Genomic DNA, 26,153 nt, shown 5'->3' with positions numbered 1-26,153 from the left:
CGGGCGGACAGCCCGGCTTCAGCCACACTGTCCGCGGTGCAGAAGCTTGTGGTCCGCCAGCACCAGCGCCATCATCGCCTCGACCACGGGAACCCCGCGAATGCCGACGCAGGGGTCGTGACGCCCCTTGGTGAACAGCTCGGTCGCTTCGCCTTCGCGGTTGATCGTGGGCTGCGGCGTCAGGATCGAACTGGTCGGCTTGAAGGCCACGCGCACCAGCACCGGCTGGCCGGTGGAAATCCCGCCGGCAATGCCGCCCGCGTGATTGGCGCTGAATTCGGGGCCATTCGCGCCGGGGTGCATCGGGTCGGCGTTCTGCTCGCCGGTGAGGCGCGCGGCGGCGAAACCGTCGCCGATTTCCACGCCCTTTACCGCGTTGATGCCCATCATGGCGGCGGCAAGGTCTGCATCGAGCTTGCCGTAGAGCGGCGCGCCCCAGCCGGCGGGAACGCCGGTGGCGACACATTCCACCACCGCGCCCACCGAGGAACCGGCAAGGCGCGCATCGTCGACGATCTTCTCCCAGCGCTTCGCAGCCTCCGCGTCGGGGCAGAAGAACGGGTTGTTGCCGATCTCGGCCGCGTCGAAGTTCGCCATATCGATGGCATCGCCGCCGATCTCGGAGACATAGGCAAGGATCGTCGCTTCCGGGATCACCAGCCGTGCCACGCCGCCCGCCGCCACGCGGCTGGCGGTTTCGCGCGCGGAGCTGCGGCCGCCGCCGCGATAATCGCGGAAACCGTACTTGGCGTCATAGGCGTAGTCGGCATGGCCGGGGCGATAGGCCTTGGCGACCTCGGAATAGTCCTTCGAGCGCTGGTCCACGTTCTCGATCATCAGCGAGATCGGAGTGCCGGTGGTCTTGCCTTCGAACACGCCGGAAAGGATGCGGACCTGGTCCGGCTCCTGTCGCTGCGTGGTGAATTTCGACTGGCCGGGGCGCCGCGCGTCGAGGAAGGGCTGGATCACGCTCTCGTCGATGGCGAGGCCCGGCGGGCACCCGTCGACGACGGCGCCGATGGCCGGCCCATGGCTTTCGCCCCAGGTGGTGAAACGCAGCAGGCGTCCGAAGGTGTTCACGCTCATCCGGGCGCTTTGTCGCGCAAGCATCGGTTTGTCCAGCCTCGCGCGCGCGACAGAAGCATGCGCGCGGATCGTCCCGTTATGGGTGCATGACCGGAATTTCAGCGGAAGCGGTTGTTCCTGCGCTTGTCCGGCGCGAACGGTCGGCGCTAGGAGCGGTCAAAATTGAACAACAGGGTCTGCCATGTTTCTTGTCGTTTTCCGTAACCGCAAACGCACCGACATCGACGCGGAGGCCTATGTGGCCGACGCCGACCATATGGAAGTGCTTGCACGGCAGCAGCCGGGCTTCATCTCCTTCAAGAGCTACGTGAGCGACGACGGCGAAGTGATCGCGATGTCCGAATGGGATGACGAACCTTCCGCGCGCGGCTGGGCCCGCCATGCCGAACATATCGTCGTGCAAAAGCGCGGGCGGGAAGGCTACTACGAGAGCTACACCCTGTTCACCTGCGATTCGCCGCGGGTATCCCACTTCCGAAGGACGTGACGACGTGAGCCTCGAATTCTACGGCATCCCCAACTGCGACACCGTCAAGAAAGCGCGGAAGTGGCTTGAGGCACGAGGCGCAGACTACACCTTCCATGACTACAAGAAGGAAGGCGCGGATGCGGCCCTGCTTCAGAAGTGGGTGGCTCAGGTCGGTTGGGAAAAGCTGCTGAATCGGGCCGGGACTACTTTCCGGAAGCTGCCTGATGCCGACAAGGCCGATATCGATGCGGCCAGGGCGGTTGCGATCATGGCCGCCAATCCCAGCTGCATCAAGCGGCCGGTGGTCGAGCTTTCCGGCGGGTTGCTGGTCGGCTTCAAGGAATCCGAATGGGAAGCGGCGCTCGGCTGACGGCGCCGGCGCTCATGACCATCAGGCAGAACGGCTGAAGCATCGCGATGAATCCGATCGAATGGGCGGCGGCGGCACTGGGCCTTGCCAATATCGCGCTCCTCGTGCGGCGCAGCGTGTGGAATTACCCGTTCGGCATGGCCATGGTCGCGCTCTACTTCCTGGTGTTCTGGGATGCGAAACTTTACGGCGAGGCAGGGCTGCAGGTCTTCTTCTTTGCCGCGCAGATCTGGGGCTGGGTGCTGTGGGTGCGCGCGGGCGGCGGTGAAAGCCGGGTGCCGGTGCGCCGCCTGGGGAATTTTGCGCGGCTGCTCTGGGTGATGGGAACGGCCGCGCTCGCGCTCAACCTCGGCTGGGTGATGCACAAGTTCACCGACGCCTCGCTGCCTTATGCGGATTCCGCCATTGCCGGAGCCAGCATCGCCGCGCAGATCCTGCTCGGTTTCCGCCGTATCGAGAACTGGGTGCTGTGGATCGCGATCGACGTGGCTTCGATCGGGGTCTACCTCTACAAGGAATTGTGGCCGACAGCCGCGCTCTACGTGGTGTTGCTGGCGATGTCGGTGCTGGGCCTGCGCGAATGGATCGCGGCGGAGAAAGCCGAAGCCGCATGATCACCGTTTGCCTCCACGGCGCGGAAAGCACCGGCAAGTCGGTGCTGGCCGAGCGGCTGGGCTATCCCTGGGTGCCGGAATACGGCCGCATGTATTGCGAGGAAAACGGCACGGACCTGACGATGGCGGACCTTTTCGCCATTGCCGAGGGACAGGCCGAGGCAAACCGAAAGGCCATGGCGGCCCGCCCTCCTGTGCTCCTGTTCGACACCGATCAGCTCATGACCGCCGCATGGGCGCAGATGTTGTTCGGGGAAGTGCCGGATGTGCTTTTTCGCTATCCCAAGGCGGACCATTACCTTCTGTTCGCGCCGGACGTTCCGTGGCGGGACGATGGCACGCGGTTCTTCGGCTCGGACGAGAGGCGCGCGCATTTTGCCGCCCTGGCGGAGGAGATGCTGGTGCGGGCCGGGGTGCCGTTCTCGCGGATCGGCGGTTCGTGGCAGGAGCGCGAGGCGCAGGCCCGGGCGGTTATCGAGGGCATAGGAAAGCCTGACGCGCGCCCTTGGTAGCAACAGGGTGCAGGGGCGATGGCCCCTGCCTGATTCCTTATTTCTTCCGCGCTGTGGCAATGAAATTCAGCGACAGATCGTCCGACAGGTGCAGCCCCGCCGTCGGCGACCAGGCGATGCCTCTCGGCTCGCCGAGCACCAGCCCGGCGCCATCCGCAAGATCGCGCAATTCGTCGGGCGTGGCGAATTCCTTCCAGTCGTGCGTGCCGCGCGGGACTTTGCCCAGCCGTTCCGCCGCCTCGACCAGCAGCAGGCGCGAGGCCGGGGTGCGGTTGGGGCAGGAAAGGAACATCAGCCCGTCGTCCGCCAGCGCATCTGCGAGCTGGCCGATGAACAGTGCCTTGTCGGTAACGTGCTCGATCACTTCCAGCGAGCAGACGAGGTCGAAGCCGGAGAGGCCGAGCGCGCCCAGTTCACCGTGGCGATAATCGATGGGAAGCCCCATCGCCGCGGCGTGGGCGCTGGCCGCCGCGATGTTTTCGGCGGCCGCATCCACACCCGTCACCGCCGCGCCCAGACGGGCAAGGGGTTCGCACAGCAGGCCCGCGCCGCAGCCCGCGTCGAGCGCGCGTTTGCCCGAAAGCGGGCGCAGCATGCGCGAGTCGGTGGAGAAGTGCCGGTCGATCTCGGCGCGGATAAAGCCAAGGCGCACCGGGTTCAGCTTGTGCAGCATGGCCGAGGAACCCTTGGGATCCCACCATTCCGCCGCCAGCGAACCGAAGTGAGCAGCCTCTTTCGGATCGATTGTTGCGCGAGAAGGCGTGTTCGAAGCAGTTGCATTGTTCATCGCTCCCTCCTAACAGCGCGCCCGACTCTTATCCACACGCGCATCCTTTCTCTGCGCACAAACCGACGGGGAGCAGTGGCACCTTGGCACGTATCGTGATGAAATTCGGCGGCACTTCGATGGCCGGAACCGAGCGAATCCGGCGCGTGGCGGGCATTGTAAAACGCCAGCAGGAAGCGGGCCACGAAGTCGCCGTCGTCGTATCGGCCATGGCCGGCGAGACCGACCGCCTCGTGAACTTCTGCCGCGAAGCCAATGCCCTCTACGATCCGGCGGAATATGACGTGGTCGTCGCCGCGGGTGAACAGGTCACTTCGGGCCTGTTGGCGCTCACGCTTCAGGCGATGGGCTGCAAGGCGCGTTCGTGGCTCGGCTGGCAACTGCCGATCAAGACCGACGATGCCCACGCCAAGGCGCGCATCGAGGACTTCGATTCCGACGCCCTGCTGGCCTCGATGGCTGCCGGCGAGATTGCGGTGATCCCCGGTTTCCAGGGCGTTTCGCCCGATGGCCGCATCACCACGCTCGGCCGCGGCGGTTCGGATACCTCGGCGGTTGCCGTGGCGGCGGCGGTCAAGGCCGACCGCTGCGACATCTACACCGATGTCGACGGCGTCTACACCACCGACCCGCGTATCGTGGCCAAGGCGCGCAAGCTGCCGCTGGTCACTTATGAAGAAATGCTCGAACTGGCCTCTGTCGGTTCGAAGGTCCTGCAGACCCGCTCCGTCTCGCTGGCCATGAAGGAAAAGGTGCGCGTCCAGGTGCTGTCCTCGTTCATCGACGAGAACGCGCCCGCCGCCGATACCCTGCCCGGCACGATGATCGTGAGCGACGAAGAACTGGAAGGAAGCGACATGGAACGCCAGCTGATCACCGGCATCGCCGCCGACAAGAACGAAGCCAAGGTCACGCTGACCCGCGTGCCCGACCGTCCCGGCGCCGTGGCGGCAATCTTCGCGCCGCTCGCGGAATCGAACATCAACGTCGACATGATCATCCAGAACGTCGCCAAGGACAAGGGCGAGACCGACGTCACCTTCACGGTGCCGCAGGCCGACCTCGTTCGTGCGCAGGCGCTGCTGGAAGAGCGCAAGGAGACGATCGGCTACTACCGCATGATCGCCGACAGCAATGTCGCGAAGATCAGCGTCGTCGGTGTAGGCATGCGCAGCCACGCCGGTGTCGCCTCGACCATGTTCAAGACGCTGGCCGATCGCGGGATCAACATCATCGCCATCTCGACCAGCGAGATCAAGGTTTCGGTCCTGATCGACACGGACGAGACCGAACTGGCGGTGCGCGTGCTGCACACCGCATACGGGCTCGACGCTGCCGCCTGACCGGCCGCACAGATCGAACAGGAAAAGGCGGCGCGGCGAGCGCCGCCTTTTTCGTATCAGTCCTCGGCGCGGAGCTGGGCCAGCTCCAGCAGATGATCGCGCAAGTCGGCTGGCCATGGGGCGAGCGCTGCGGCCAGTTCCGCCAGCTTGCCAGCAAAGAGCAGCCGCGAGGCTTCCTCGAAACCGGGAAGATCGCCGCCTAGAGTCCTCTCGCCAATTCGTCGCGGAACTTCGGGTCCGCCAGTCCGATCAGCAATTCCGCCCGTTCGCGCAGGGTCTTGCCCCGCAAGTTGGCGGCGCCGTGTTCGGTGACGATCCAGTGCACATCGTTGCGCGGTGTCGTGACAGGGCCGTCCAGCTTCGGCACGATGCGGCTGACCGTGCCGCCTTGGGCGGTGGAGCGGCAGGCGATGATCGAGACGCCGCCTTTCGATGCGCTTGCACCGCGCACGAAGTCCAGCTGGCCACCTGCGGCGGAATATTGGCGGCCGCCCATGAATTCCGAATTGCAGGCGCCGTGCAGGTCGACCTGGATCGTTGCATTGACGGAGACGACATTGTCGTTGCGGGCGATCTCCGAAGCGTCGTTCACCACGTCCACCGGCAGCGAGTAGACTTGCGGATTGCCGTCCATCCAGCGGTAGAACGGCTCGTCGCCCATCGCGAAGGAATAGACGCTGCGGCCCGGATGCGTCGTCTTGAGGCGGTTGGAGACCGCGCCGGAGTGGACCAGTCCGGCCATGGCGGGGGTGAGCAGCTCGGTGTGGATGCCAAGATCGCGGCGGTCCTCGATACGGCGACAGACGGCGGCGGGGAGATTGCCGATGCCCATCTGCAGGCAGGCACCGTCGTCGATCATCTCGGCGATCAGGGCGGCGATGGCCTCGTCTTCGGGGGAGCCGGCCGCCGCGCCGAACGAAAGCAGCGGCACGTGATTCTCGACGATGGCCGAGACTTGCGAGACATGGAGCGGGGTCGAGCAGGCGACGCGCGGCATCGCCGGGTTCACCTCCACGATCACCGTCCTGGCGCAATGCGCGGCGACCGAGGTGTAATCGTTCGCGGCGCCGAAGCTGAAGAAGCCGTTCTCGTCCATCGGCGATACGGCAAGCACGCAGGCATCGAGTTCGATCTCGTCACGCAGCAGCCGGGGCGAGCCGCTGAAGGCGCATGGCACGAAGTCTATCAGCGCTTCGGCGGCGGGATCGGCCTTGATCAGCGCCCGCTCGACACCGCTCATGAACAGGCACCGGGGGCGGATGCGGGCAAGCAGTTCGCGGCGCAGGATCGTCGATCCGGAATGGACCTGCGAAAGCAGATACCAGACGCGCAAGTCGCTCAGCTTTCCCGCCTCGGCCCGGCGTGCAAGGGCGGCGAGGATCGCGGGTGGTTCGCCCACCGCCATGCCCATCGCCAGGTCGCTGTCGCTTTCGATGGCCATGACTGCCCGGTCGGCCGTCGTCAGCTTCGCCGCGTAGATTTGCCCAGCGTCCATGATCCCACTCTTTTTTGATATTATGCTTGCAGGATCGGGTGTGCCATTCGGCTCGCCGAAGGGGAAGGGGGGAGCTTGGCGCGCGCGCCAGGCGGAGATTTTCCGAAATGGCCGAAGCGCGGGCCTTCCCTTCACGGCACTTCGAAATGATCCGGTGCAAGCCCTGCCAGTCTTCGCCTGTGCATCTCCTCGAAGGCCGCCTCCACCCGCCGGGTATAGGAAACGGTGCGGAACAGCGGACTTGTGAGCCGGTTCGCGGCAAGGCGCTGGCGCAAGTGCCGCATCCCGCGCGGATCGTGCGCGAGCGCGAGGGCCGTGGCTTCGTAGGCGTCGCGGTCCGGCACGGCCAGTTCGGGCAGGCCCACCGCCCGCACGAGGCTTCCGGCAACCCGCGCGGCGAACTGGCGGCCGGGCATCGTCAGCACCGGCAATCCGCCCCAGAGCGCATCGCTTGCGGTCGTATGGGCGTTGACGGCGAAGGTATCGAGGAACAGGTCGGCCAGGGCGAGGCGGCCCAGATGTTCGCCATGCGGCACTCCGGCGGAGAACACCAGCCGCGTCGCATCGATGCCGCGCAGCCCGGCTTCGCGGCGCAGGTTTTCCTCGGCCCAGCGGTTGGAGCGCAGCAGCCAGAGCACGCTGCCTTCGACCTGATCGAGAAGGCGCATCCAGATATCGAACTCGCCCGGCCCGATCTTGTAGGTGTGGTTGAAGCAGCAGAACACGAAGCCGCGCTCCGGCAGGCCCCAGCCGGCGCGGCCTCTGCTGTCCGCCACGATCGAGCGGCGCTCGTCGTTGGCTTGATAGCAATGGGCCAGGCGCACGATCTTCTCCGTGAACCACGCTTCGCCGCCCGGAGGCACGGTTGCGGCATCGGCGATGAAGTAGTCCATGCAAGGGTGGCCGATGGTGCCGGGATAGCCCATGTAGCTGACCTGCACAGGGGCGAGGCGCCCGCCGAACATCGCGGTGCGGGTGCCGCGCGTGTAGCCCTTGAGGTCGACGGCGATGTCCAGCCCGTCCGCTCTTGCCAGCGCCGTGACCTCGGCGTCGGTCAGGTCGCCGATCTCGGTGAAGGCGTCGGCATGGCCGCGCAGGGCTATCCGCGAGGCGTCGCCATCGCAGCGGGGGCCGTAGCTGTAGAGGCGGATATCGAAGCGCGCCCGGTCATGCTCGCGGAACAGGCCGCTCATCAGGTACATCGTTGCATGGTCGTGAAAGTCCGCGGAGAAGTAGCCGACGCGGATTCGGCCGTCCGCCGCAGGGGGCGGTTCGGGCAGTGTCGCCGGGGGCGGTGCGAACTTCACGGCCGCGCAGGCGAGCGAGCGGCGGTACTGGTGCGCGGGGTCGTCCACGAAGGGCAGTGCCGCGAACGGCTGGACGGCTGCGGCCGAGGGGGCGTCGGTCAGCGCGAATTCGGTGCGGTTGCTCCAGTCGCAGATGTGGGCTTCCTCGAACAGGGCCTGGAGCAGCGCGGAGCGGTCGGCAGGATCGAGGTCCCAGCCCTTGCGGAAGGCGGCGATGGCGGCAGGCAGGTCGCCTTTCAGCACGAGCGCCTTGCCGCGATTGACGATGGCCTGCGTATTGCCGGGGTCGGCCTCCAGCGCGCTGTCATAGGCGCCCAGGGCATCGTCCAGGCGGCCCAGCAGCAGGAGTTCGCCGCCCATGTTGTTATAGGCTAGGGCATGGCCGGGCCGCAGCGCCACGGCGCGCCGGTAGGCCGAGACGGCCTCGGCGCGGGCGCCGCGCTTTGCGAGCAGGTTGCCGAGGTTGTAATGGGCCTCGGTATAGCCCGGATCGAGGGCGACGGTTTCGGCGAACTCCGCTTCGGCTTCCGCCGGGCGTTCCTGCGCGTCCAGCAGGTTCGCGAGATTGAAGCGCGCGTCGGCATAGCGGGGGTGGCGGGCGATCAGCTTGCGGTAGATGTCCTCGGCTTCGGAGAACCGGTTCTGGCGGCGCAAGGTGATGGCAAGGTTGTTCCAGCAGGCTGCCGCTTCGGGATCGGCCGCGATGGCGCGGCGGAATGCGGCTTCGGCGGCCGGAAGCACGCCGAGCGCGAGCAGCGCCGCGCCTTGCAGGTTGTGGACGGTGAAGCTCTGCGGAAAGGCCGCGGCGAGCCGGGCACCCTCACGCACCGCATCTTCGAGGCGGCCGGAGCGATAGGCGGATACCATCTGGTCGATTTCGGCGGGCGGCGGATCGGTGTTGGCAGCTTCGAGCGCAAGGAGCGCCGACCTTGCCCGGCCGTTGCGGGGAAAACGGTCCAGCGCCTCGCGGTAGAACGCCCGCGCCGCTTCCGTCTCGCCTCTTTTCGCCGCGCCTCTTGCCTTGATCAGCAGCGCTTCCAGTCCGCTCACGTTCCCCTCCGCGAAAGCCACGGCGAGATTAGGCGAACAGGGTTCACGGCGTATGAGCAGGCGAATCAGGACATCCACGAGGTGTGGATGCAGGTTCCTGGAATGTCTGGATTTTCCACCGAAGGAAACTGGAGCGGGCGAAGGGATTCGAACCCTCGACCCCAACCTTGGCAAGGTTGTGCTCTACCCCTGAGCTACGCCCGCTCTGGCGTTTGGAGACGTCCGGCGAACCGGAAATCCCTATGTGAACTGGAGCGGGCGAAGGGATTCGAACCCTCGACCCCAACCTTGGCAAGGTTGTGCTCTACCCCTGAGCTACGCCCGCTCTGACGTTCAAGACCTGCTGGAGTGTCCGGCAGGTCCGGGGTGGAGGCGCGCCACTAGCAGTGCCTTTTGGAGGCCGCAAGAGGAAAATCGAAAGAATTTTTCGAAGCATGACAGAACGACACCTAAACGGCACCTAACCGGACATGAACCCTTCACAAATCTGTCCCGAGAGACGATCTAGGGGGCCATTCGATTTTCACGGGAGCACATACCTTGGCCAGCATGGGTCTCAACCTCGACGAACAGAAGGCGGTCGACCGGTTCCGCAAGACAGTGGCCGAACCGTCGATGACGCAGCTGGTGATTCTCGATTTCTGGGCCGAATGGTGCGGGCCGTGCAAGGCGCTCACCCCGGTGCTGGAAAAAGTGGCGGCGGACTATGCCGACAAGGGCGTGATCCTTGCCAAGGTGAATGTCGATGAAGAGCAGTTCATCGCATCGCAGTTCCAGGTGCGTTCGATCCCGACGGTCTATGCGATCTTCCAGGGGCAACCGGTGGCGGACCTTACCAGTGCGCGCACCGAATCGCAGCTGAAGGCCACCCTCGACCAGCTGCTGTCGCAGTTGCCGGTCCAGCCGGGCGGGGCCGAGCCGCAGCACGATATCGCGCCGCTGATCGCCATGGGCGAGGAAGCGCTGGCGGAGGGTGACGGCGAGCGTGCCGCCGCGACCTTCATGCAGATCCTCGAACTCGCGCCTGAGAATGCCGAAGTGCTGGCCGGGTTCGTGCGCGCGCTGGTGCTGGCGGGCCGCATCGACGAGGCCGGGCAGGTGCTCGACAGTCTCGAAGGCGAACTTGCCGCCGATCCGCTGCTGGAACGCGCCCGCACCGCGCTGGCGCTGGCGAAGGACAAGCCCGAGGACAGCGAGCTTGCCGCATTGCGCGCCGCCGCTGCCGAGCGTCCCGCCGACATGGAGGCGCAGTTCGCTTTCGCCAATGCCGCATTCGCCGCCGGCGAACGCGATGCCGCGGCGGAGGTGCTGCTGCGCATGGTCGCCGCCGACCGCGAGTGGAACGAAGGCGCCGCCCGCGCCAAGCTGCTCCAGATCTTCGAGGTGACCGGCCTTGAGGACCCCTGGGTCTCCGCCACGCGCCGCAAGCTCTCCACCGTACTGTTCGGTTGACGGTGGCGCGGATCACCATCTTCCCGCTGCCGGGCGCGGTGCTCTATCCGGGGCTGCAACTGCCGCTCCACATCTTCGAGCCCCGCTACCGGGCGATGGTGAGCGACGCGCTCGCGCGGGATCGGCGAATCGGCATGATCCAGCCGCAACGCCCGCAGGAAGGCGCGCCGCTTTACGCGGTGGGCTGCCTCGGGCGGATCGGCGATGTCGAGGCGCTGGAGGATGGGCGGTTCAATATCCTGCTCACCGGCGAATCGCGGTTCCGCGTGCTGCGCGAACTCGATGTGACGACCCCGTTCCGGCAGGTCGAAGCCGAGCTCCTGCCTGACCGCGAGGACGAAGTGCTGGCCCCGATCGAACGCGCCAGCTTCGAGCGCGAGGCCAAGCGCTTCGCCGATGCGCAGGGTTATGCGGTGGACTGGGACCAGGTCGGCCGGCTGGACGACCAGTCGCTCATCAACGGCGTCTCGCAGATCGCGCCGTTCGATGCCGCCGCCAAGCAGGCCCTGCTCGAAGCGGACAGCCTGCCGCTGCGCTGCGAACTGCTGGTCCAGCTCATGCAGTTCTTCGGCCGCCGCAGCGACGACGGCGACGATGAAGGCGTGACGCTTCAGTAAGGCCACGCCCTGCACATGGAAGTGTGCGGCGTCTTCCAACGAAAAAGGCCCGGAGCTGTCTCCGGGCCTTTTTGTTTTCCTGTCGCCAGGGTCAGTTGCCCGGCGTGCGGGTGGCGACCGGGGCGGGGCTGCGCGTGGCGGCGGGGCGGGGAGTGCCGGCGGTTGGGCGGGGCGCGCCCGTCCCCAGTCCCTGTCCGGCGCGAAGGCCCGGATCGTCCTGCTGGCCGCGCCCGGTGGCGCGGTCGAGGAAGTCGCTGTTGGCGGCCGGCGGCGGCGACTGTGCGGGGCCATAGTCGGGCATCTGCGGCTGGCCGGGGCCGGGGCCGGGACCGACCGAACCATCCTCGTAGCGCGGCTGGCCGTCCGGGCCCTGACCCGCGCCCTGGCCATCCGGGCCGGGCTGGACGATATTGCCGTTCTCGTCGACGTAGTAATAGTCGTTCGGGTTGCCCTGCATCGCCTCGTCGTCGGGTTCGAGCTGCCATTCGGGCAGCTTCACCTCGGTGTCGAACTGTTCGACCGGGCGCTTGGCCACCGCGACCTTCATGTAATCGGAGAAGGCGCGTGCCGGGGCATGGCCGCCGGAAAGGCCGCCGACCGGGCGGGCATCGTCGCGGCCCATCCAGACTCCGGTGGTGATGCCGCTGGAGAAGCCGAGGAACCAGCCGTCCTTGTTCGAACTGGTGGTGCCGGTCTTGCCCGCCACGGGGCGCCCGATCTGCGCGGCGCGGCCGGTGCCGGTGGCCACGGTCGTCTGCAGCAGGTCGGTGATCCCGGCGGCCACGTTGGGCGGCACCAGAACCTGTCCGCGCACCGACTTGTGTTCGTAGAGCACTTCGCCCGAGGACGTCGTCACCTTGACGATGCCATAGGGCTCCACCGAGGTGCCGCCGGCGGAAACCGCGGCGAAGGCGCGGGTCATGTCGATCACGCGCACTTCGGAGGTGCCCAGCACCATGGCGGGCTTGGTGTTGATCGGGGTGGTGATGCCGAAGCGCCGCGCCATCGAGGCCACGGTGCCGAAGCCCACCTCGTTGCCGAGCTGCGCGGCGACGGTGTTCTTCGAATAGGCGAAGGCGGTGCGGATATCGATCTGGCCGGCGAAGTTGCGGCCGTCGTTCTGCGGGCTCCAGCCGTCGATCGTCACCGGTTCGTCCACCACGCGGTCGTCCGGCGTGTAGCCGGCTTCGAGCGCGGAGAGGTAGACGAACAGCTTCCACGCCGAGCCGGGCTGGCGCATCGCGGTGGTGGCGCGGTTATAGTTCGAATTCACGTAGTCCGTGCCGCCGACCATCGCCAGCACGGCGCCGTCGCGGTCGAGGCTGACGAGCGCGCCCTGCGCGCCCTTGGGCACGTTGGCGACGATCGAACTGGTGGCCGCCTGCTGCATCTTCGGATCGAGCGTGGTCCAGACCTCGATCGGCTCGTTCGTGTCGGGCAGCAGCGTGTCGAGCTGGGGCAGGGCCCAGTCGGTGAAATAACGGACCGCGTTCTGGCCCTTTTCATGGACCACGTTCACGTCGGCGATGTCGGCCTGATCGGCTTCCTGCTGCGTGATCGCGCCGTTCTTGACCATCAGGCCCAGCACCACTTCGCCGCGGTCCTTGGCGGCCGCGACGTCGGCGGTGGGCGAATAGTTCGAAGGGGCCTTCACCAGGCCGGCGATGATCGCGGCCTCGGCGGTGGAGAGTTCGGTGGCGGGATGGCCGAAGAACTTGCGGCTGGCCGCGTCGATGCCATAGGCGCCGCCGCCGAAATAGACCTTGTTGAGGTAGAGTTCGAGGATCTGGTCCTTGGTGAACTTGCGTTCCAGCGCCAGCGCCAGCACCGCTTCGCGCGCCTTGCGCGTGAAGGAGCGGCTGTTGTTGAGGAATACGTTGCGGGCAAGCTGCTGCGTGATCGTCGAGGTTGCCTTGGCGCGGCCGCCCGTCGTCGTCGAGACGTAGACGGCGCGCAGCAGGCCCAGCGCGTCAACGCCGATATGCTCGCGGAAGCGGCGATCCTCGACCGAGACCATCGCGCCCTTCATGACGGCGGGAATCTGGTCGTAGCTCAGCCACTTGCCGTAGCTCGGCCCGAGCGAGACGAGTTCCGTCCCGTCCCGCGCGCGGACCACGATCATCTGGCCGTTCTGGCTGCTCTTGAGCGAATCGTATTCCGGCAGCTCGCTCATCGTGAAGACGACGGCGGTGCCCAGGAAGATCACGCCCAGAATGGCAAGTGCAGAGCCCCAGATCAGGACGCCGCGAACGATTCGGCGCCAGAGGGGTTTCTTCTTGGCAGGGGAGGAAGGCCCGCTGGAGGAGCGGCGCCGGCCGGAATCATTGGCCATTTTCGAGGTATAAATCCCTTAAGCGGACCAGGCGGCCCGAGCGCTTCCTACACCGTGGACGCGCCTATTGTAACCCGGCGTTAACGGGCAAGTGACGATCGGGCGACGTTCGGCGGCTAGAGCGCGGCGTAGAGCGCGAGCATCCGCTGCCATGCCTTGTCCGCCGCATCCGGGTCCCATGCCGGCGAATCAGGCACGCACCAGCCGTGATCGGCGGGGTAGACCTCGACTTCGGCGGGGCGTCCGGCGGCGGAGGCGGCCTGCTTCAGGTCGGTCTTCTGGTCCGGCTGCTTCGCATCGTCGTTGCGGGCGATGGCGAAGAGATAGGAGGCCTGCGTGCGCGCCAGAAGGCGGTGGGGGCTGTCGTCCTGGTCGGTGACGAGGCCGGCGCCGTGGAAGGAAGCCGCCGCGCGGACCCGTCCCGGTACTGCCGCCGCCGTACGGACGGTGAAGGGGCCGCCCATGCAATAGCCGTTGCTGCCGATCCCGCGCTTCGTATCCACGGCCTTCTGGGCATCGAGGAAGGCGACATAGGCACGGGCATCGCGGGTGATGGCGTCGGGCGTGAGCGCGGCGCGCAGCGGAGCGACCTTGGCCTGCCCTTCCGGCGTGCGGAAGGCGGCGAAGCTTTCGAACACGGGGGCGGGCTCGCCGCGATAATAGGGGTTCACGACAAGCACGGCGTGGCCTTCGGCGGCGAGCGTGCGGGCCATGATCTTCTTCGCCTCGCGCAGGCCGGCGATATCGGGCCAGAGGATGACGGCGGGATGGCTGCCCTTGGCCGGGTGGACGAAGAAGGCGTCGGCCACGCCGTCCGCCGTGGTGATCGAGACCATCCGCTCGTTCAGCGCATTGGCGCCGCGCAGCTTCATCACGTTGGTGCAGCCGGTAAGGGCGGCTCCGGCCGCCGCGCCGGCGCCGATCGCGGCGAACTGCCGGCGATTGAGCCCGCGCCGGGCAAGGTTGGCGTCTTCGGCCTCGGCGGTGAAATCGTCACACATCGAAAAGCGCTCCGGTCTTGAAATCAGGTGGTTGCCGCCAAGGCTACCCAACCGCGAAGGCCATGGCGAGGGCCTGCTTGCCGGAATGCCGGATTTCAGTCTCCGGGGAAGTTGAGTTCGAGGTTCACCGCATTGGGGTCCACCAGGAACACCTGCCGCAGGCCGAGGCCGGGGTGTTCCATCACCCGGTGCGCAAGGCCGAGCTGCTCGATCGTGGCCACCGTTTCGGCAAAGCCCGAGCAGCGCAGGGCGAAATGGTGGAGCGCGTTGGTCGGCTGTCCGGGCCGGTATTCGTCGTAGCGGCCCGGCGCGGTGGTGCGGTCCACGAGGTGGACGATCGCATGGCCCGCCGCATCGCGCATCCAGTAGCCGGCGATGCCTTTGGCGATCGTGGGATTGTCGCTGCGGGTGAGGCCGAGCACCCGTTCGTAGAACGAGGCGGTCGCCTCAAGATCGTCGGTAAGGATATTGACGTGATCGACACCGTTGACGGGCATGGGCTCTCTCCCTTGGCAGAGGCGGCACCATCGAACGATGATCGCCGCCCTGCAAGTGTCAGCTTCGGAAGACCACCGTGCGCGAACCGTTCAGGAGCACGCGGTCCTCAAGATGCAGGCGCACGGCCTCTGCCAGCACGCGGCGCTCGATGTCGCGGCCCTTGCGGACCATGTCCTCGGGCGTATCGGCGTGAGTCACGGTTTCCACGTCCTGGTGGATGATCGGGCCTTCGTCGAGGTCGGCGGTGACGTAGTGCGCGGTGGCGCCGATCATCTTCACGCCGCGCGCATGGGCCTGGTGATAGGGCTTGGCGCCCTTGAAGCCCGGCAGGAACGAGTGGTGGATATTGATGCAGCGCCCCGAAAGGAAGGCCGCCATCTCGTCCGAGAGGATCTGCATGTAGCGCGCCAGCACCACCAGTTCGGCCCGGGTCTCGTTCACCAGCGCACGGATCTGCGCTTCCTGATGGGCTTTGGTGTCCCGCGTGACGGGCAGATGATGGAACGGGATATCGCCGATCATCAGCGAGTTGATCGCCTCGCGCGGGTGGTTGGAGACGATCCCCACCACTTCCATCGCCATTTCGCCGATGCGCTGGCGGTAGAGCAGGTCGGCGAGGCAGTGGTCGAACTTGCTGACCAGCAGCAGCACCCGGCGCGGGCGGTCGCGCCGGGTCATCGACCAGGCCATGCCGTATTCGTGCGCGATCGCGCCGAACCCTTCGCTGAACGCCTCGCGATCCGCGGAGCCCGGATCGAAGGCCACGCGCATGAAGAACTTGTCTTCCTCGAGGTCGTTGAACTGCTGCGCCTCGATGATGTTGCCGCCCGCCTGCGCGAGGTAGCCGGTAACGCGGGCGACGATGCCGGGACGGTCGGTGCAGGACAGCGCGAGGATCAGCGGTTCAGCCATTGGTTCGGGCCTCAGGCAGCGGAGCGGTTGGAAAGCGCCGCTTCGGATTCGGCCAGGAGGGCGGCGATGATGTCCGCGACCGGCTCTTCCTTGCTGACCATGCCCACCGACTGGCCGGCCATGACCGAGCCGCTCTCGACGTCGCCGTCGATCACCGCGCGGCGCAGCGCGCCTGCCCAGAAGTGCTCGATCGAAAGCTGCGCCTGGCCCATGTCCAGTTCACCGGAATCGAGGCGCTTGGCGACTTCGATCTGCTTGGCGGTGAATTCCTCGGTGCCCTTGTTCTTGAGCGCGCGCACCGGGATCACCGGCAGGCGCGGATCGACCTGCACCGAGGCAACCGCATCGCGTGCCGAGGCCCGGAAGAACGCCTTCTTGAAATCGGCGTGAGCGATGGATTCGCTTGCGCAGGCAAAACGGGTGCCGAGCTGCACGCCCGCCGCGCCCATTTCCAGGTATCCGGCCATGGCCTCGCCCCGGCCGATACCGCCCGCCACGAAGACGAGGTTGTCGGCGGCGAGCGCGGGCAGGATTTCCTGGGCCAGCACCGAAGTGGAAACCGGGCCGATGTGGCCGCCGGCTTCCATGCCCTCGATCACCAGCGCGTCGGCGCCGGAGCGCAGCAGCTTCTTGCCCAGCGCCAGCGTGGGCGCGAAGCAGATCACCTTGGCGCCCGATTCCTTGATCGCCTCGACGCTGCCCTTGGGCGGAATGCCGCCGGCCAGCACGACATGGCCGACCTTGTGCTTCGCGCAGACCGCGATCAGCTCGAAGAGCTGCGGATGCATGGTGATGAGGTTGACACCGAAAGGCTTGTCGGTCAGGGCGCGCGTCCCTTCGATCTCCTTGTCGAGGAGCTCGGGGTTCATCGCACCACATGCAATGACGCCAAAGCCGCCGGCATTGCTGATGGCCGAGACGAGATTGCGTTCGGATACCCAGGACATGGCGCCGCACAGGATGGCATATTCGCTGCCGAGAAATTCGCATCCCCGCGCCATCAGCGCCGAGGTCTTGGAGTTGGCGGCCATTGATGCTCCCATAGCCCGCATTCATGAATGAGCGAGCCCATAGGATGCTGCAGCGCCGCGCACAAGCTGGCGCGGCCACCTTCCTGCGCCGCATCGTTCTATAATGCGATTGACGATACTCCCGAATGGAACTGCCTTTCCCATGACCAAGACGCTGACTTCCACCCTCCGTCAGCCCTCCAGCATCGTCATCCTCGTCATCGTGCTGGCCGCCGCGGCGCTGCTCGGCACGCTGGCGTTCGAGAAGATGACCTCTGATCTCCCCGAGGCGCTGGCCGCCGCGCCCGCGCAGCAGGCCCCGATGACGGGCACCTCGCGGCTGGGCGAACAGGACCAGGCCACCCTGATGCAGATCGAGATCGGCGCGGGCAACCTGGCGACCGAACTGGGTAACGGCGATACCGGCACCGCCAATGCCAATGCCAATGCGCTTGCCGGGCTGGCCACGCTGTCCGCCAAGGCTGGCGCGCTCGGCGCAGGCACGCCCGGGGACGTGCGCAAGTTCCTGGCCGCCGAAATCAGGCGCGCGCGCGATGCGGTGCGGCGCGGCGACGTGGCGGACGCCAGTTCGACGCTGATTTCGCTCCAGGCCCGGCTCGCGATCAGCAGGACGCTGTAAGGGCCGTCTGCAGCTGGCCCTGTGCAACTAATCGCCTGAAGCGATTACACTTACGCCTTCGTATAGCTTATTCAATCAGTCTCCTTCGGTTAGAACCGTCTCGCAAGCCCTTAGCGGGACGGACAAGACAAGGAGTGAGACCATGACCGAAACCACACCCGGCGGCGGAAAGTGCCCCTACGCCCACGGCGAGACTTCGCTCACTCCTACCCCTCTCACCACCGCCTTCGGCGCGCCGGTGGTCGACAATTCCAATTCGCTGACTGCCGGGCCGCGCGGGCCGCTGCTGATGCAGGACGTGTGGCTGCTGGAGAAGCTGGCCAACCTCAACCGCGAAGTCATCCCCGAGCGGCGCATGCATGCCAAGGGTTCGGGCGCGTTCGGCACTTTCACCGTCACCGGTGACGTCAGCCGCTATACCCGCGCGAAGTTCCTGGGCGAGGCGGGCAAGCAGACCGAGATCTTCGCGCGCTTCACCACGGTTGCGGGCGAGCGCGGCGCCGCCGATGCCGAACGCGACATTCGCGGCTTCGCGGTGAAGTTCTACACCGAGGAAGGCAACTGGGACATGGTCGGCAACAACACGCCGGTCTTCTTCGTGCGCGATCCCCGCAAGTTCCCCGATCTCAACAAGGCGGTGAAGCGCGATCCCCGCACCAACATGCGCAGCGCCACCAACAACTGGGACTTCTGGACCCTGCTGCCGGAGGCGTTCCACCAGGTCACTTATGTCATGGGCGATCGCGGCATCCCCAGGAGCTACCGCCACATGGACGGCTTCTCCAGCCACACCTACTCGTTCTACAACGAGGCGGGCGAGCGGTTCTGGGTGAAGTTCCACTTCAAGACCCAGCAGGGCCACGCCCACCTGACCGACGCCGAAGCGGCGGCAATCGTGGCAGGTGACCGCGAATCGCACCAGCGCGATCTCTACGACGCCATCGAGCGCGGCGATTTCCCGAAGTGGAAGGTCATGGTGCAGATCATGGCCGAGGAAGAAGCGGCGACCTGCGGGTTCCACCCCTTCGACCTCACCAAGGTCTGGTCGCAGAAGACCTACCCGCTGATCGAGGTCGGCATGATGGAGCTGAACCGCAATCCGGAGAACTTCTTCGCCGATGTGGAGCAGAGCGCCTTCAGCCCTTCCAACCTCGTTCCCGGCATCGGCGTCTCTCCCGACAAGATGCTGCAGGCGCGTCTCTTCGCCTATTCGGATGCGCAGCGTTACCGCCTTGGCGTGAACCACCACCAGATCCCGGTGAACGCCGCGCGCTGCCCGGTCTTCACCAACCACCGCGACGGCCAGGGCCGGGTGGACGGCAACTACGGCGGCCTGCCGCACTACCACCCGAACTCGTTCGGGCAGTGGCAGGGCCAGGGCGAGTACCGCGAACCGCCGATGAAGATCGATGGAAACGCCGATTTCTGGAACTTCCGCGAGGATGATGACGACTACTACAGCCAGCCGCGCGCCCTGTTCGAACTGATCGACGCCGACCAGAAGCAGCGTCTGTTCGAGAATACGGCCCGCGCCATGGGCGATGCGCCGGACTTCATCAAGCAGCGGCACATCGACAACTGCACCCGCTGCCATCCGGCTTACGGCCAGGGCGTGGCCAGCGCACTGGGCATGAGCGTGAACCCCGCGCTCTCGCCCGTGCCCGAGACGGCAGACTGACCAGAGCTACCCCGGCCGCCGTTACCCCCCATGCGGCGGCCACGGTCCCGCCTCCCCGTTTCGCGAATGCCGCGCCGGGGAGGCGGGATTATCCGTTTTTCAGAACGATATCACCGCTTCGCCGATGGCATCCCACACCTGTGCGAGCTGATCGTCGGTCATGCAGTAGGGCGGCATGACGTAGACCGTGTTCCCGAGCGGGCGCAGCAGCACGTCGCGTTCCCGGAAGAAGGCCATGAGGCGCGGAGCGAGGTCGCTCATGTAGCCGCTGGTGCCGGCGGTCCTGAGGTCCAGCGCGGCGATCGTGCCGATCGTGCGGGGATTGTCGAAATGGCAGAACTGGCCGAGCTTCGCGATCCAGCCCGCCTGCTTTTCCGCCAGCGCGGCGATCCTTTCGCGCACCGGCTCCTCGCGCCAGATCGCCAGGTTGGCGGCGGCGGCGGCGCAGGCGATCGGGTTTGCCGTGTAGCTTGACGAGTGGAAGAACATCCGCGCGCGGTCGGCGGAGTAATGCGCCTCGAAGATCGGCTCGCTGGCCATGGTGACGGCGAGCGGGACGGCGCCCCCGGTCAGCCCCTTGGAAAGGCAGAGGATGTCGGGGACGATGCCGGCCTGTTCGCAGGCGAGCAGGGTGCCGGTGCGGCCCCATGCCGTCATCACTTCGTCGGCGATGAACAGGACCCCGTGCCGCGCGCAGATATCGCGCATCGCGGCAAGCGTTTCCGGGCCGTATACCAGCATCCCGCCCGCGCCGAGGATCAGCGGTTCCACGATCAGGGCGGCGGTGTCCGGCTGGCGGCAGAGCGCCTCCAGCGCGTCCAGCGTCTGCTGTTCCGCGCCCGCTGCGGGGAAGGGAATGCGGCCGACGCCGAACAGCAGCGGCTCGTAGGGCTGGTTGAACACGCCGCGCTCCCCCACCGACATCGCGCCGATGGTGTCGCCGTGGTAGGAATTCTCCATCACCACGATCCGGTGGCGGTTCTCGCCCCGCCAGTGCCAGTAGCCGAGCGCCATCTTCAGCGCGACTTCGACACTGGTCGAACCCGAATCGGAGAAGAACACCCGCGTCAGGCTTTCCGGCATGATCTCGCGCAGGCCGGCGGCGACCTGTTCGGCCGGTTCGTGCGTCCATCCGGCGAAGATGATCTGGTCGAGTTTCTGCGCCTGCTCCGCGATGGCGGCGCGGATGCGCGGATGGGAATGGCCGTGCGTCGTCACCCACCACGAGGAAACCGCGTCCACCACCGCCTTGCCGTCGGCCGTGTGCAGCAGCGCGCCCTCGGCATGGGTGACGAGCGGCACCGGCTCGCCAAGCCCGTGCTGCGTGAAGGGATGCCAGACCGATGATGTCATGCCCTGAAGTCCTCGATGCGGAAGTTTGCTGCAAAGGCGCGGGCCAGGGCCTCGGGGGTCAGGGATGCGAGGCGGGGCAGGCGGCCGAGGCGGCGGACATTGCCCATGGCGCAGATAGTGGCCTCGCTGTCTTCCACGGCATCGCCCACGAAAGCCACGCCCAGCACCTCGACGCCGCGCGAACGCAGCGCCTCGATCGAGAGCAGCGAATGGTTGATCGTGCCCAGCACGGTGCGCGCCACCAGCACCACCGGCGCCTGCCACCGCGCGAACTGGTCGGCATAAGTCATGGTGCGGGTGAGCGGGACCATGACGCCGCCCGCCCCCTCGACCACCAGCGGCCCTTCTACCTGCGGCAGGGCGAGCCGTTCGGGATCGATCTCCACCCCGTCGATCTCGGCGGCGAGGTGCGGGGAGCAGGGGGTGGCGAGGCGGTAGGCTTCGGGCAGGATGTGGCCGGCGGGCAGGCCGGACAGCCGCCCCACGCGGTCTCCATCGCCGCCGTCTTCCTCGAGCCCGGCCTGTACCGGCTTCCAGTAATGCGCGCCCAGCGCCCCGGCGAGCGCGGCGGCGAACACGGTCTTGCCGATTTCGGTATCGGTTCCGGTGACGATCAGGGGTCTGGCGATCTGGGGTCTCATGGGGCGCTCACCTAGCGCGGTGTAAGTGACAGGTCACGACCTCGTAAGTGACTTCGCATCCGCTTTGGGCAAAACGAGCCAGCGTCCGGCGCAACTGGCCGGGAGAAAGCGGGCGGTGCCCGGCATCGGCGGCGTGCGCGCCTATGGCCTTGAGCGCGCGCAGGAAGGCGAGCGGATCGTCATGGCGCTCGATGCGGTTCTCGGCCGTGACGGAGAAGTCGCCGAAGGCCGCGACCGGGGCGAAGCGGGGCGTTCCGGCCGCGAGGCCCTCCGCCGCGTGCGCTTCCCGCCACTGCGCGAAACTGCCGGGGCCGAGCGTCGTCACCATCAGGTGGCCGCCGGGTGCAAGCCAGCCGCCCATGCGGGCGAGCGCTCGCGGGGCATCGTCGAACCACTGCACGGCGAGGCTGGAGCAGATCAGGTCGAACGGGCCGCCGCCGGGATCGCCGTACTCACCGTCGAGCACGGCGAAGCGGCGGTGCGCGTCTTCGCCCAGCCGCGCCCGGCAACGCTCCAGCATCTCGGGCGAGAGGTCGGTGACGAGCCAGTCCCCGCCAAGGCCCGCCAGTGCCTGCGTGAGGAATCCGGTGCCGCAGCCGATTTCCAGCACGCGGGGGCGCCGGGGCAGGGCAAGCGCGGCGATCCGCGCGGCGAGGGCCTGCGCGATGTCGCGCTGGATGCGTGCGTTGCCGTCATAGTCGGCAGCCCCGGCGAAGGCGCGGGCGATGCTTTCACGTGGAACGTTCATGCTCCGTGCCCGATCATGCCGCGCACCGCCCCGGCGCAAAGCTCCGGCGCTTCCAGCGGCAGGAGGTGTCCGCCCGCGGCGCTTTCGATCCGGCTCACGGCCGCGCCCGCGAAAACGGCGGCCCGCATCGCCTCGGGCAAAAGCGGGTCGCGCGCGCCTTGCAGCGAAAGTACCGGCACCGCCGGCAGCGGCGGCTGGGCATCGCGCAGGCGCAGCAAGTCGGTGCGGAGCAGGTCCGCGTCGATTTCGCCGAAGCCATCGCCTGCACCGCACTGGCGGCGGAACTCGGCGAGCACGGCGCGCGGGTCCTCGCCGAAACGGCGCAGCATCCGGTCCACCACGCGCACCGGGACGCCCGCGCGGTCGGGACGGGCGGTGAAGCGCTCGAACCCGTTGATCGCCACGATGCCGACGAGCCCCGGCGGCGGATCGGCCAGCACGCGCATCGTGCCGTAGGAGTGGGTTATCGCAAGGCACGGGCCTTCCACGCGGCAGGCGCGCGGCGTGCCGAAGTAGCCGCAATCGTCGATCGCCTGCGGCATGTCCGCCAGCAGGTTCGCGAGCGGTTCCCAGAATGCGCTGCCGAAACCCCAGCCATGGGCGAAGAGCAGCTTCATCGCCGTTCCCCGGCCTGCGAAATCGGGCCCACCGCATCGCCGATGGCTTCCAGCAGGACATCGATATCGGCTTTGGAATGAGTTGCCCGCAGCGCAAGGCGCAGGCGGCTGGTGCCCGGCGGCACCGTTGGCGGGCGGATCGCCGAGGCGAGCAGGCCGCGTTCCTCCAGCTGGCGCGAGAGGCCCAGCGCCGCTTCTTCCGCGCCGATCACGGCGGGGACGATCTGCGTGCTGGACGCGCCATGGTCGATGCCGAGCGCGGCGAGCCCGCGGCGCAGGCGTTCGCCCAGCGCGGCGAGGTGGGCGCGCTCCTCGTCCATGGCCGGCACGAGGTCGAGCGCGGCGTCGATCGCGCCAAGCACGGCGGGCGGCGGGGCGGTGGTGAAGACGAAGCCGCTCGCCGCGTTGACGAGGTAGTCGATCATCACCCGCGATCCCGCGACATAGGCGCCGAATCCGCCGAGCGCCTTGCTGAAGGTGCCCATCACGAGGTCGATCCCGCCGGGCACTTGCGCCGAAAGCCCCGCGCCGCCGGGGCCGAGCACGCCGGTGGCATGGGCTTCGTCGGCGAACAGGAAGGCGTCGTGCCGGGCGGCGATATCGGCCAGGCGGGCGATATCGGCGCGGTCCCCGTCCATCGAGAACACGCTTTCGGTAAGGATCAGCCGGGCGGGCGCGTCACGGCCCTTGCCGGCCAGCAGCTCCTCCAGGTGATCGAGGTCGTTGTGGCGGAAACGGTGCTGGCGCGTGCCGGAAATGGCGATGCCGGCGTGCATGGAGGCGTGGACCAGCCGGTCGGTGAAGACCATGGCGCCGGGCGCGGCGGCGAGCAGGGCGGGGATCACCGCGGCATTGGCCTGCCAGCCGCTGGCGAAGATCAGCGCCGCCTCGGCATGTTTGAACGCGGCGATCCGGGCTTCGAGCGCGAGATGCGCCTCGCTCGTGCCGGTTACCAGCCGGGAGGCGCCGGAGCCGGTGCCCAGGGCCTCGGTCCATGCGCGGGCGCGTTCGACCAGCAGCGGATGCCGGGCAAGGCCGAGATAGTCGTTGCTGGAAAAGTCGATCAGCTCGCGGCCGCCGCGCCGGATGCGGCCGCCGGGCTCCAGCGCGGCGGGACGCAAGATGCGGCGCTGTCCGGCGCTCTCGATCCGGCCGAGTGCCGCCGCGAAGAAGGAATCGAACCTGCTCATCGCGCCAGCCGGTATGGCAAGCGGGCCTCCGGCACAATGGGGGTGGGCGCGCCTCCGGCACGGTGGGACGCGCGCTTCCGGCAGGTTGGGCGGCAGGCGCGGCGTGAGCAGGTGGCGGCGTGCGGCACAAAAACGCGCGCCGCCGTGAAGCCGGGCGCGGCTTCGCGCGTTGATGGGGAAAGAGGAAAAAAGAAGGATGCCCCGCGTGTTGCGAACCCTGCCGCTTGTCTCCGTCGCCGCGGCCCTGCTGCTCTCCGCCTGCCATTCCGAGCGTGCCCCTTCCGGTGAGCGCACCGGCGCGACATCGCCGGGGCAGGGACTGGCCTTTGCCGACGCGCCGGGCGGCGCCGCCACCGAATCGGCCGACAGCCTCGTGCTGCGCGCGCAAGTCGCGCTCGACCGGCTCGGCTTCTCCTCCGGCGTGATAGACGGCAAGAAAGGCCAGTCCTACCGCCTCGCCCTCAGCGGGTTCCAGCAAGCACGGGGCCTGCCGGCAAGCGGCAGGCTGGACCCGGCGACCCAGCAGGCGCTGCTTTCGGGCAGCGACAGCGCCGGAACGCGCAACGTGGTGATCCCGGCGGACTTCGCGAGAGGCCCGTTCGTGCCGGACCTGCCCAAGGACATGGCCGGGCAGGCGCGGTTCAAGCACCTGGGATACCGCAGCATGGCCGAGGCGCTGGCCGAACGGTTCCACACCACGCCCGAAACGCTGCTGGCGCTCAACGGCGCAGGCACGGTGCTGGGCGCGGGGCGGACGATCCGGGTGCCCGACGTTCGCGATGCCGGACTTGCGACCATCGAGGGGGACGAGAGCGGCTGGGCCGATACCCTCCAGCGCCTTGGCGTCGCGGCGGAGCAACCCAGGGCCGATCACGTCGTGGTCGACAAGTCCGATGGCGCGCTGCGGGTCTATGACGGTGCGAACAAGCTGATCGCGCAGTTCCCGGTGACCACCGGCAGCGGCCACGATCCCCTGCCGCTCGGCACCTGGAAGATCGTGGGAGAGGCGCGCAATCCGGACTATCACTTCAACCCGGACCTGTTCTGGGATGCCAAGAAAAGCGCGAAGGACAAGCTCCTGCCGCCGGGGCCGAACGGGCCTGTCGGCGTGGTCTGGCTGGACTTGTCCAAGGCGCACTACGGCATTCACGGCACGCCCGAACCCCAGAACATCGGCCGCACCGAAAGCCATGGCTGCGTGCGCCTGACCAATTGGGACGCCGCGCGGCTGGCGCAGATGGTTTCGGCGGGAACGAAAGTGGTGTTTCAGGCCTGACGTTCGACCGGATAGCCCGCCTCTGCCCATGCCTTGACGCCGCCGTCCAGCGCGACCGCGCGTAGGAACCCCAGTTCGCGCAAGGTCGCGGCGGCCAGCGTGGAGATCTTGCCGAATTCGCAGCATGTCACCAGCCGGGCGGTGGGATCGCAGAGCATCGCGTTGACCCGCAGTTCGAGCTGGCCGCGCGGCAGGTGGACGGCGCCGGGAATATGGCCGGCCTCGAACGCTTCCTTCTCGCGCACGTCGAGCACGATCATGTCGCCGGCTAGGGTGCCGATCCGCGCGTTCAATTCCTCCAGCGCGATGAAGGGAACGCGCGCGGCGGCTTCGGCGAGAAGCTGGGCAACGGTCCTGCCGCCGTTCATGTTGGTGAGCAGCGCTTCGGTGAGATGGGTGGGCGCGGCCAGGTCCAGATGCTGCATCATCGCCACGAATTCATCCCGGTCGGTCTTTTGCAGGCGCGGATTTTCGGCGATTTCGGCGCCGATGGTGGAATGGCTGCGGCCCTTGTAGTCATGCGCGGGATAGACCAGCGTTTCTGGCGGAAGTTTCAGCAGCTTGCCGAACAGGCTGTCATGAAGGGCGGCGGGATCGCCGGTGGGAAGATCGGTGCGCCCGGTGCCGCCGATCAGCAGCGTGTCTCCGGTGAAGACCCGGTCCGCGGCAAGGATGCACATCGAATCGCGCGTATGCCCCGGCGTGTGCAGGGCGCGCAGGCGCAACTCGCCGACGATCAGCATGTCCCCATCGTCCAGTCGCATCCCGGCATAAGGGGCAGGGCTCAGGCGGTTCATCACCACCGGCGCGCGCAGCAGCCTGCCCAGTTCGCGGCTGGCGGAGAAGTGATCGGCATGCGTGTGCGTGTCGAGCACGTAGCGGATATGGACGCCGAGCTGGCTCGCCAGGCCGACATAGCGATCGATCTGGGACTGTTCCGGGTCGATCAGGATCGCGGCGCGGCTGGCTTCGCAGCCGAGCAGGTATGACTGGCAGCCGCCCGTGGCGATTTGCTCGAAGATCATGCCGTTTCCTTGCGGTGTGACCGGGAAAGTCTGCCTGCCGCCACCTGTCGCCGCAAGCGCCGCGATCCGTTTCGGGTACGTCTCTTTGGAGTAACCGCACCGTTCCGGCCCGGCGGCGCGGGATGGATCG

General features: G+C 67.4%; 26 protein-coding genes and 2 tRNA genes. 10 read left to right on the top strand and 18 right to left on the bottom strand.

The features are described from left to right. Positions 1–18 precede the first annotated feature (18 nt). Positions 19–1,086, bottom strand: a complete 1,068-nt coding sequence (gene aroC, locus ACLIMP_RS01220) for a chorismate synthase (protein WP_054439460.1) — start codon at positions 1,084–1,086, stop codon at positions 19–21. 181 nt (positions 1,087–1,267) lie between these two features. Here aroC and ACLIMP_RS01215 point away from each other — a divergent pair, with 181 nt between their 5' ends. From ACLIMP_RS01215 to ACLIMP_RS01200, 4 genes are read left to right on the top strand one after another with little or no spacing between them, the layout of a single operon-like run. Next, a complete protein-coding gene (locus tag ACLIMP_RS01215; protein WP_054439462.1) occupies positions 1,268–1,573 on the top strand; it encodes an antibiotic biosynthesis monooxygenase family protein in 306 nt (101 codons plus the stop codon). 4 nt (positions 1,574–1,577) lie between these two features. Then, entirely contained in the window at positions 1,578–1,925 is a 348-nt protein-coding gene (locus tag ACLIMP_RS01210) for an ArsC family reductase (protein WP_324696991.1), read from the top strand. Between the two features lie 47 nt (positions 1,926–1,972). Continuing rightward, entirely contained in the window at positions 1,973–2,539 is a 567-nt protein-coding gene (gene pnuC, locus ACLIMP_RS01205) for a nicotinamide riboside transporter PnuC (RefSeq protein WP_054439466.1), read from the top strand. Next, positions 2,536–3,051: an ATP-binding protein gene (locus ACLIMP_RS01200; protein WP_324696988.1), complete on the top strand. Its 516-nt coding sequence runs from the start codon at positions 2,536–2,538 to the stop codon at positions 3,049–3,051. The genes pnuC and ACLIMP_RS01200 overlap by 4 nt, the downstream gene beginning before the upstream one ends. A 37-nt stretch (positions 3,052–3,088) precedes the next feature. On the opposite strand, the gene ubiG is transcribed toward ACLIMP_RS01200, so the two are convergent. Then, on the bottom strand, positions 3,089–3,838 hold the full coding sequence (gene ubiG, locus ACLIMP_RS01195) for a bifunctional 2-polyprenyl-6-hydroxyphenol methylase/3-demethylubiquinol 3-O-methyltransferase UbiG (protein ID WP_054439467.1): 750 nt from the start codon (positions 3,836–3,838) through the stop codon (positions 3,089–3,091). Between the two features lie 83 nt (positions 3,839–3,921). On the opposite strand from ubiG, the gene ACLIMP_RS01190 reads away from it, so the two are divergent. Next, the gene (locus tag ACLIMP_RS01190; protein ID WP_054439468.1) at positions 3,922–5,181 is read left to right on the top strand and encodes an aspartate kinase; all 1,260 of its coding nucleotides are present in this window, start codon (positions 3,922–3,924) and stop codon (positions 5,179–5,181) included. Between the two features lie 56 nt (positions 5,182–5,237). On the opposite strand, the gene ACLIMP_RS01185 is transcribed toward ACLIMP_RS01190, so the two are convergent. The 5 genes from ACLIMP_RS01185 to ACLIMP_RS01165 form a co-directional block, all read right to left on the bottom strand. Continuing rightward, on the bottom strand, positions 5,238–5,327 hold the full coding sequence (locus ACLIMP_RS01185) for a hypothetical protein (protein ID WP_324699082.1): 90 nt from the start codon (positions 5,325–5,327) through the stop codon (positions 5,238–5,240). A 53-nt stretch (positions 5,328–5,380) separates the two neighbouring features. After that, positions 5,381–6,676, bottom strand: a complete 1,296-nt coding sequence (locus tag ACLIMP_RS01180; RefSeq protein WP_324696986.1) for an acetyl-CoA hydrolase/transferase family protein — start codon at positions 6,674–6,676, stop codon at positions 5,381–5,383. A 131-nt stretch (positions 6,677–6,807) separates the two neighbouring features. Further along, positions 6,808–9,033, bottom strand: coding sequence for an O-linked N-acetylglucosamine transferase, SPINDLY family protein (locus ACLIMP_RS01175; RefSeq protein WP_324696984.1), 2,226 nt, complete (start codon positions 9,031–9,033; stop codon positions 6,808–6,810). Positions 9,034–9,162: 129 nt separating this feature from the next. Continuing rightward, positions 9,163–9,237 (bottom strand) — tRNA-Gly (locus ACLIMP_RS01170). 46 nt (positions 9,238–9,283) lie between these two features. Next, positions 9,284–9,358: transfer RNA gene (locus ACLIMP_RS01165), tRNA-Gly, on the bottom strand. 224 nt (positions 9,359–9,582) lie between these two features. On the opposite strand from ACLIMP_RS01165, the gene ACLIMP_RS01160 reads away from it, so the two are divergent. Continuing rightward, positions 9,583–10,485, top strand: coding sequence for a tetratricopeptide repeat protein (locus tag ACLIMP_RS01160; RefSeq protein ID WP_324699081.1), 903 nt, complete (start codon positions 9,583–9,585; stop codon positions 10,483–10,485). Between the two features lie 2 nt (positions 10,486–10,487). Next, positions 10,488–11,102: an LON peptidase substrate-binding domain-containing protein gene (locus ACLIMP_RS01155; RefSeq protein ID WP_054439473.1), complete on the top strand. Its 615-nt coding sequence runs from the start codon at positions 10,488–10,490 to the stop codon at positions 11,100–11,102. Between the two features lie 91 nt (positions 11,103–11,193). On the opposite strand, the gene ACLIMP_RS01150 is transcribed toward ACLIMP_RS01155, so the two are convergent. From ACLIMP_RS01150 to ACLIMP_RS01130, 5 genes are all read right to left on the bottom strand, one after another. Further along, positions 11,194–13,434, bottom strand: a complete 2,241-nt coding sequence (locus ACLIMP_RS01150; protein ID WP_054439475.1) for a PBP1A family penicillin-binding protein — start codon at positions 13,432–13,434, stop codon at positions 11,194–11,196. Between the two features lie 116 nt (positions 13,435–13,550). Next, positions 13,551–14,435 (bottom strand): dienelactone hydrolase family protein, encoded by an 885-nt coding sequence (locus tag ACLIMP_RS01145; protein ID WP_324696980.1) that lies wholly within the window; start codon positions 14,433–14,435, stop codon positions 13,551–13,553. 95 nt (positions 14,436–14,530) lie between these two features. Then, positions 14,531–14,932 carry a VOC family protein gene (locus ACLIMP_RS01140; protein ID WP_324696978.1) on the bottom strand — a complete coding sequence of 134 codons (402 nt, stop codon included), beginning with the start codon at positions 14,930–14,932 and terminating at the stop codon, positions 14,531–14,533. 58 nt (positions 14,933–14,990) lie between these two features. Next, the gene (purU, locus tag ACLIMP_RS01135; protein ID WP_054439481.1) at positions 14,991–15,845 is read right to left on the bottom strand and encodes a formyltetrahydrofolate deformylase; all 855 of its coding nucleotides are present in this window, start codon (positions 15,843–15,845) and stop codon (positions 14,991–14,993) included. Positions 15,846–15,856: 11 nt separating this feature from the next. Next, positions 15,857–16,876 carry an NAD(P)H-dependent flavin oxidoreductase gene (locus ACLIMP_RS01130; protein ID WP_054439482.1) on the bottom strand — a complete coding sequence of 340 codons (1,020 nt, stop codon included), beginning with the start codon at positions 16,874–16,876 and terminating at the stop codon, positions 15,857–15,859. Positions 16,877–17,018: 142 nt separating this feature from the next. On the opposite strand from ACLIMP_RS01130, the gene ACLIMP_RS01125 reads away from it, so the two are divergent. Together ACLIMP_RS01125 and ACLIMP_RS01120 are read left to right on the top strand one after the other, a co-directional pair. Beyond that, the gene (locus ACLIMP_RS01125) at positions 17,019–17,495 is read left to right on the top strand and encodes a hypothetical protein (protein WP_324696975.1); all 477 of its coding nucleotides are present in this window, start codon (positions 17,019–17,021) and stop codon (positions 17,493–17,495) included. 142 nt (positions 17,496–17,637) lie between these two features. Continuing rightward, positions 17,638–19,173 carry a catalase gene (locus ACLIMP_RS01120; protein ID WP_054439486.1) on the top strand — a complete coding sequence of 512 codons (1,536 nt, stop codon included), beginning with the start codon at positions 17,638–17,640 and terminating at the stop codon, positions 19,171–19,173. A 99-nt stretch (positions 19,174–19,272) separates the two neighbouring features. On the opposite strand, the gene ACLIMP_RS01115 is transcribed toward ACLIMP_RS01120, so the two are convergent. Genes ACLIMP_RS01115 through ACLIMP_RS01095 form a run of 5 tightly spaced genes read right to left on the bottom strand, consistent with a single transcriptional unit; the run spans position 19,273 to position 23,722 of the window. Continuing rightward, the gene (locus ACLIMP_RS01115; RefSeq protein WP_324696973.1) at positions 19,273–20,526 is read right to left on the bottom strand and encodes an adenosylmethionine--8-amino-7-oxononanoate transaminase; all 1,254 of its coding nucleotides are present in this window, start codon (positions 20,524–20,526) and stop codon (positions 19,273–19,275) included. Beyond that, on the bottom strand, positions 20,523–21,167 hold the full coding sequence (gene bioD / locus ACLIMP_RS01110) for a dethiobiotin synthase (protein ID WP_197283085.1): 645 nt from the start codon (positions 21,165–21,167) through the stop codon (positions 20,523–20,525). Before bioD ends, ACLIMP_RS01115 begins: the two co-directional genes overlap by 4 nt. 7 nt (positions 21,168–21,174) lie before the next feature. Then, positions 21,175–21,915, bottom strand: a complete 741-nt coding sequence (locus tag ACLIMP_RS01105) for a methyltransferase (RefSeq protein WP_324696969.1) — start codon at positions 21,913–21,915, stop codon at positions 21,175–21,177. Then, positions 21,912–22,532, bottom strand: coding sequence for an alpha/beta fold hydrolase (locus ACLIMP_RS01100; RefSeq protein WP_324696967.1), 621 nt, complete (start codon positions 22,530–22,532; stop codon positions 21,912–21,914). The genes ACLIMP_RS01105 and ACLIMP_RS01100 overlap by 4 nt, the downstream gene beginning before the upstream one ends. After that, positions 22,529–23,722: an aminotransferase class I/II-fold pyridoxal phosphate-dependent enzyme gene (locus ACLIMP_RS01095; protein WP_324696966.1), complete on the bottom strand. Its 1,194-nt coding sequence runs from the start codon at positions 23,720–23,722 to the stop codon at positions 22,529–22,531. The genes ACLIMP_RS01100 and ACLIMP_RS01095 overlap by 4 nt, the downstream gene beginning before the upstream one ends. A gap of 196 nt (positions 23,723–23,918) precedes the next feature. Here ACLIMP_RS01095 and ACLIMP_RS01090 point away from each other — a divergent pair, with 196 nt between their 5' ends. Beyond that, positions 23,919–24,998, top strand: coding sequence for a L,D-transpeptidase family protein (locus ACLIMP_RS01090; RefSeq protein WP_443478001.1), 1,080 nt, complete (start codon positions 23,919–23,921; stop codon positions 24,996–24,998). Here the strand turns inward: ACLIMP_RS01090 and ACLIMP_RS01085 are convergent. Then, a complete protein-coding gene (locus ACLIMP_RS01085; RefSeq protein ID WP_443478000.1) occupies positions 24,989–26,023 on the bottom strand; it encodes an MBL fold metallo-hydrolase in 1,035 nt (344 codons plus the stop codon). The two genes, ACLIMP_RS01090 and ACLIMP_RS01085, sit on opposite strands and share 10 nt — an antisense overlap. Positions 26,024–26,153: the final 130 nt, after the last annotated feature.

The sequence above is a fragment of the Novosphingobium aeonii genome, assembly GCF_052279045.1.
Taxonomy (GTDB): domain Bacteria; phylum Pseudomonadota; class Alphaproteobacteria; order Sphingomonadales; family Sphingomonadaceae; genus Novosphingobium.
The sequence above is the reverse complement of the archived record's forward strand: the minus strand, read 5'-3'. Positions and strand labels throughout refer to the sequence as shown.

What these genes read in the sequence shown, in the direction of transcription:
- ubiG (WP_054439467.1), bottom strand. Translation starts at nt 3,838, where the DNA reads ATGAACAATGCAACTGCTTCGAACACGCCTTCTCGCGCAACAATCGAT.
- purU (WP_054439481.1), bottom strand. Translation starts at nt 15,845, where the DNA reads ATGGCTGAACCGCTGATCCTCGCGCTGTCCTGCACCGACCGTCCCGGC.
- ACLIMP_RS01145 (WP_324696980.1), bottom strand. Translation starts at nt 14,435, where the DNA reads ATGTGTGACGATTTCACCGCCGAGGCCGAAGACGCCAACCTTGCCCGG.
- ACLIMP_RS01095 (WP_324696966.1), bottom strand. Translation starts at nt 23,722, where the DNA reads ATGAGCAGGTTCGATTCCTTCTTCGCGGCGGCACTCGGCCGGATCGAG.
- ACLIMP_RS01100 (WP_324696967.1), bottom strand. Translation starts at nt 22,532, where the DNA reads ATGAAGCTGCTCTTCGCCCATGGCTGGGGTTTCGGCAGCGCATTCTGG.
- ACLIMP_RS01150 (WP_054439475.1), bottom strand. Translation starts at nt 13,434, where the DNA reads ATGGCCAATGATTCCGGCCGGCGCCGCTCCTCCAGCGGGCCTTCCTCC.
- ACLIMP_RS01085 (WP_443478000.1), bottom strand. Translation starts at nt 26,023, where the DNA reads ATGATCTTCGAGCAAATCGCCACGGGCGGCTGCCAGTCATACCTGCTC.
- ACLIMP_RS01200 (WP_324696988.1), top strand. Translation starts at nt 2,536, where the DNA reads ATGATCACCGTTTGCCTCCACGGCGCGGAAAGCACCGGCAAGTCGGTG.
- bioD (WP_197283085.1), bottom strand. Translation starts at nt 21,167, where the DNA reads ATGAGACCCCAGATCGCCAGACCCCTGATCGTCACCGGAACCGATACC.
- ACLIMP_RS01160 (WP_324699081.1), top strand. Translation starts at nt 9,583, where the DNA reads ATGGGTCTCAACCTCGACGAACAGAAGGCGGTCGACCGGTTCCGCAAG.
- aroC (WP_054439460.1), bottom strand. Translation starts at nt 1,086, where the DNA reads ATGAGCGTGAACACCTTCGGACGCCTGCTGCGTTTCACCACCTGGGGC.
- ACLIMP_RS01215 (WP_054439462.1), top strand. Translation starts at nt 1,268, where the DNA reads ATGTTTCTTGTCGTTTTCCGTAACCGCAAACGCACCGACATCGACGCG.
- ACLIMP_RS01180 (WP_324696986.1), bottom strand. Translation starts at nt 6,676, where the DNA reads ATGGACGCTGGGCAAATCTACGCGGCGAAGCTGACGACGGCCGACCGG.
- ACLIMP_RS01140 (WP_324696978.1), bottom strand. Translation starts at nt 14,932, where the DNA reads ATGCCCGTCAACGGTGTCGATCACGTCAATATCCTTACCGACGATCTT.
- ACLIMP_RS01120 (WP_054439486.1), top strand. Translation starts at nt 17,638, where the DNA reads ATGACCGAAACCACACCCGGCGGCGGAAAGTGCCCCTACGCCCACGGC.
- ACLIMP_RS01105 (WP_324696969.1), bottom strand. Translation starts at nt 21,915, where the DNA reads ATGAACGTTCCACGTGAAAGCATCGCCCGCGCCTTCGCCGGGGCTGCC.
- ACLIMP_RS01125 (WP_324696975.1), top strand. Translation starts at nt 17,019, where the DNA reads ATGACCAAGACGCTGACTTCCACCCTCCGTCAGCCCTCCAGCATCGTC.
- ACLIMP_RS01130 (WP_054439482.1), bottom strand. Translation starts at nt 16,876, where the DNA reads ATGGCCGCCAACTCCAAGACCTCGGCGCTGATGGCGCGGGGATGCGAA.
- ACLIMP_RS01090 (WP_443478001.1), top strand. Translation starts at nt 23,919, where the DNA reads ATGCCCCGCGTGTTGCGAACCCTGCCGCTTGTCTCCGTCGCCGCGGCC.
- pnuC (WP_054439466.1), top strand. Translation starts at nt 1,973, where the DNA reads ATGAATCCGATCGAATGGGCGGCGGCGGCACTGGGCCTTGCCAATATC.
- ACLIMP_RS01115 (WP_324696973.1), bottom strand. Translation starts at nt 20,526, where the DNA reads ATGACATCATCGGTCTGGCATCCCTTCACGCAGCACGGGCTTGGCGAG.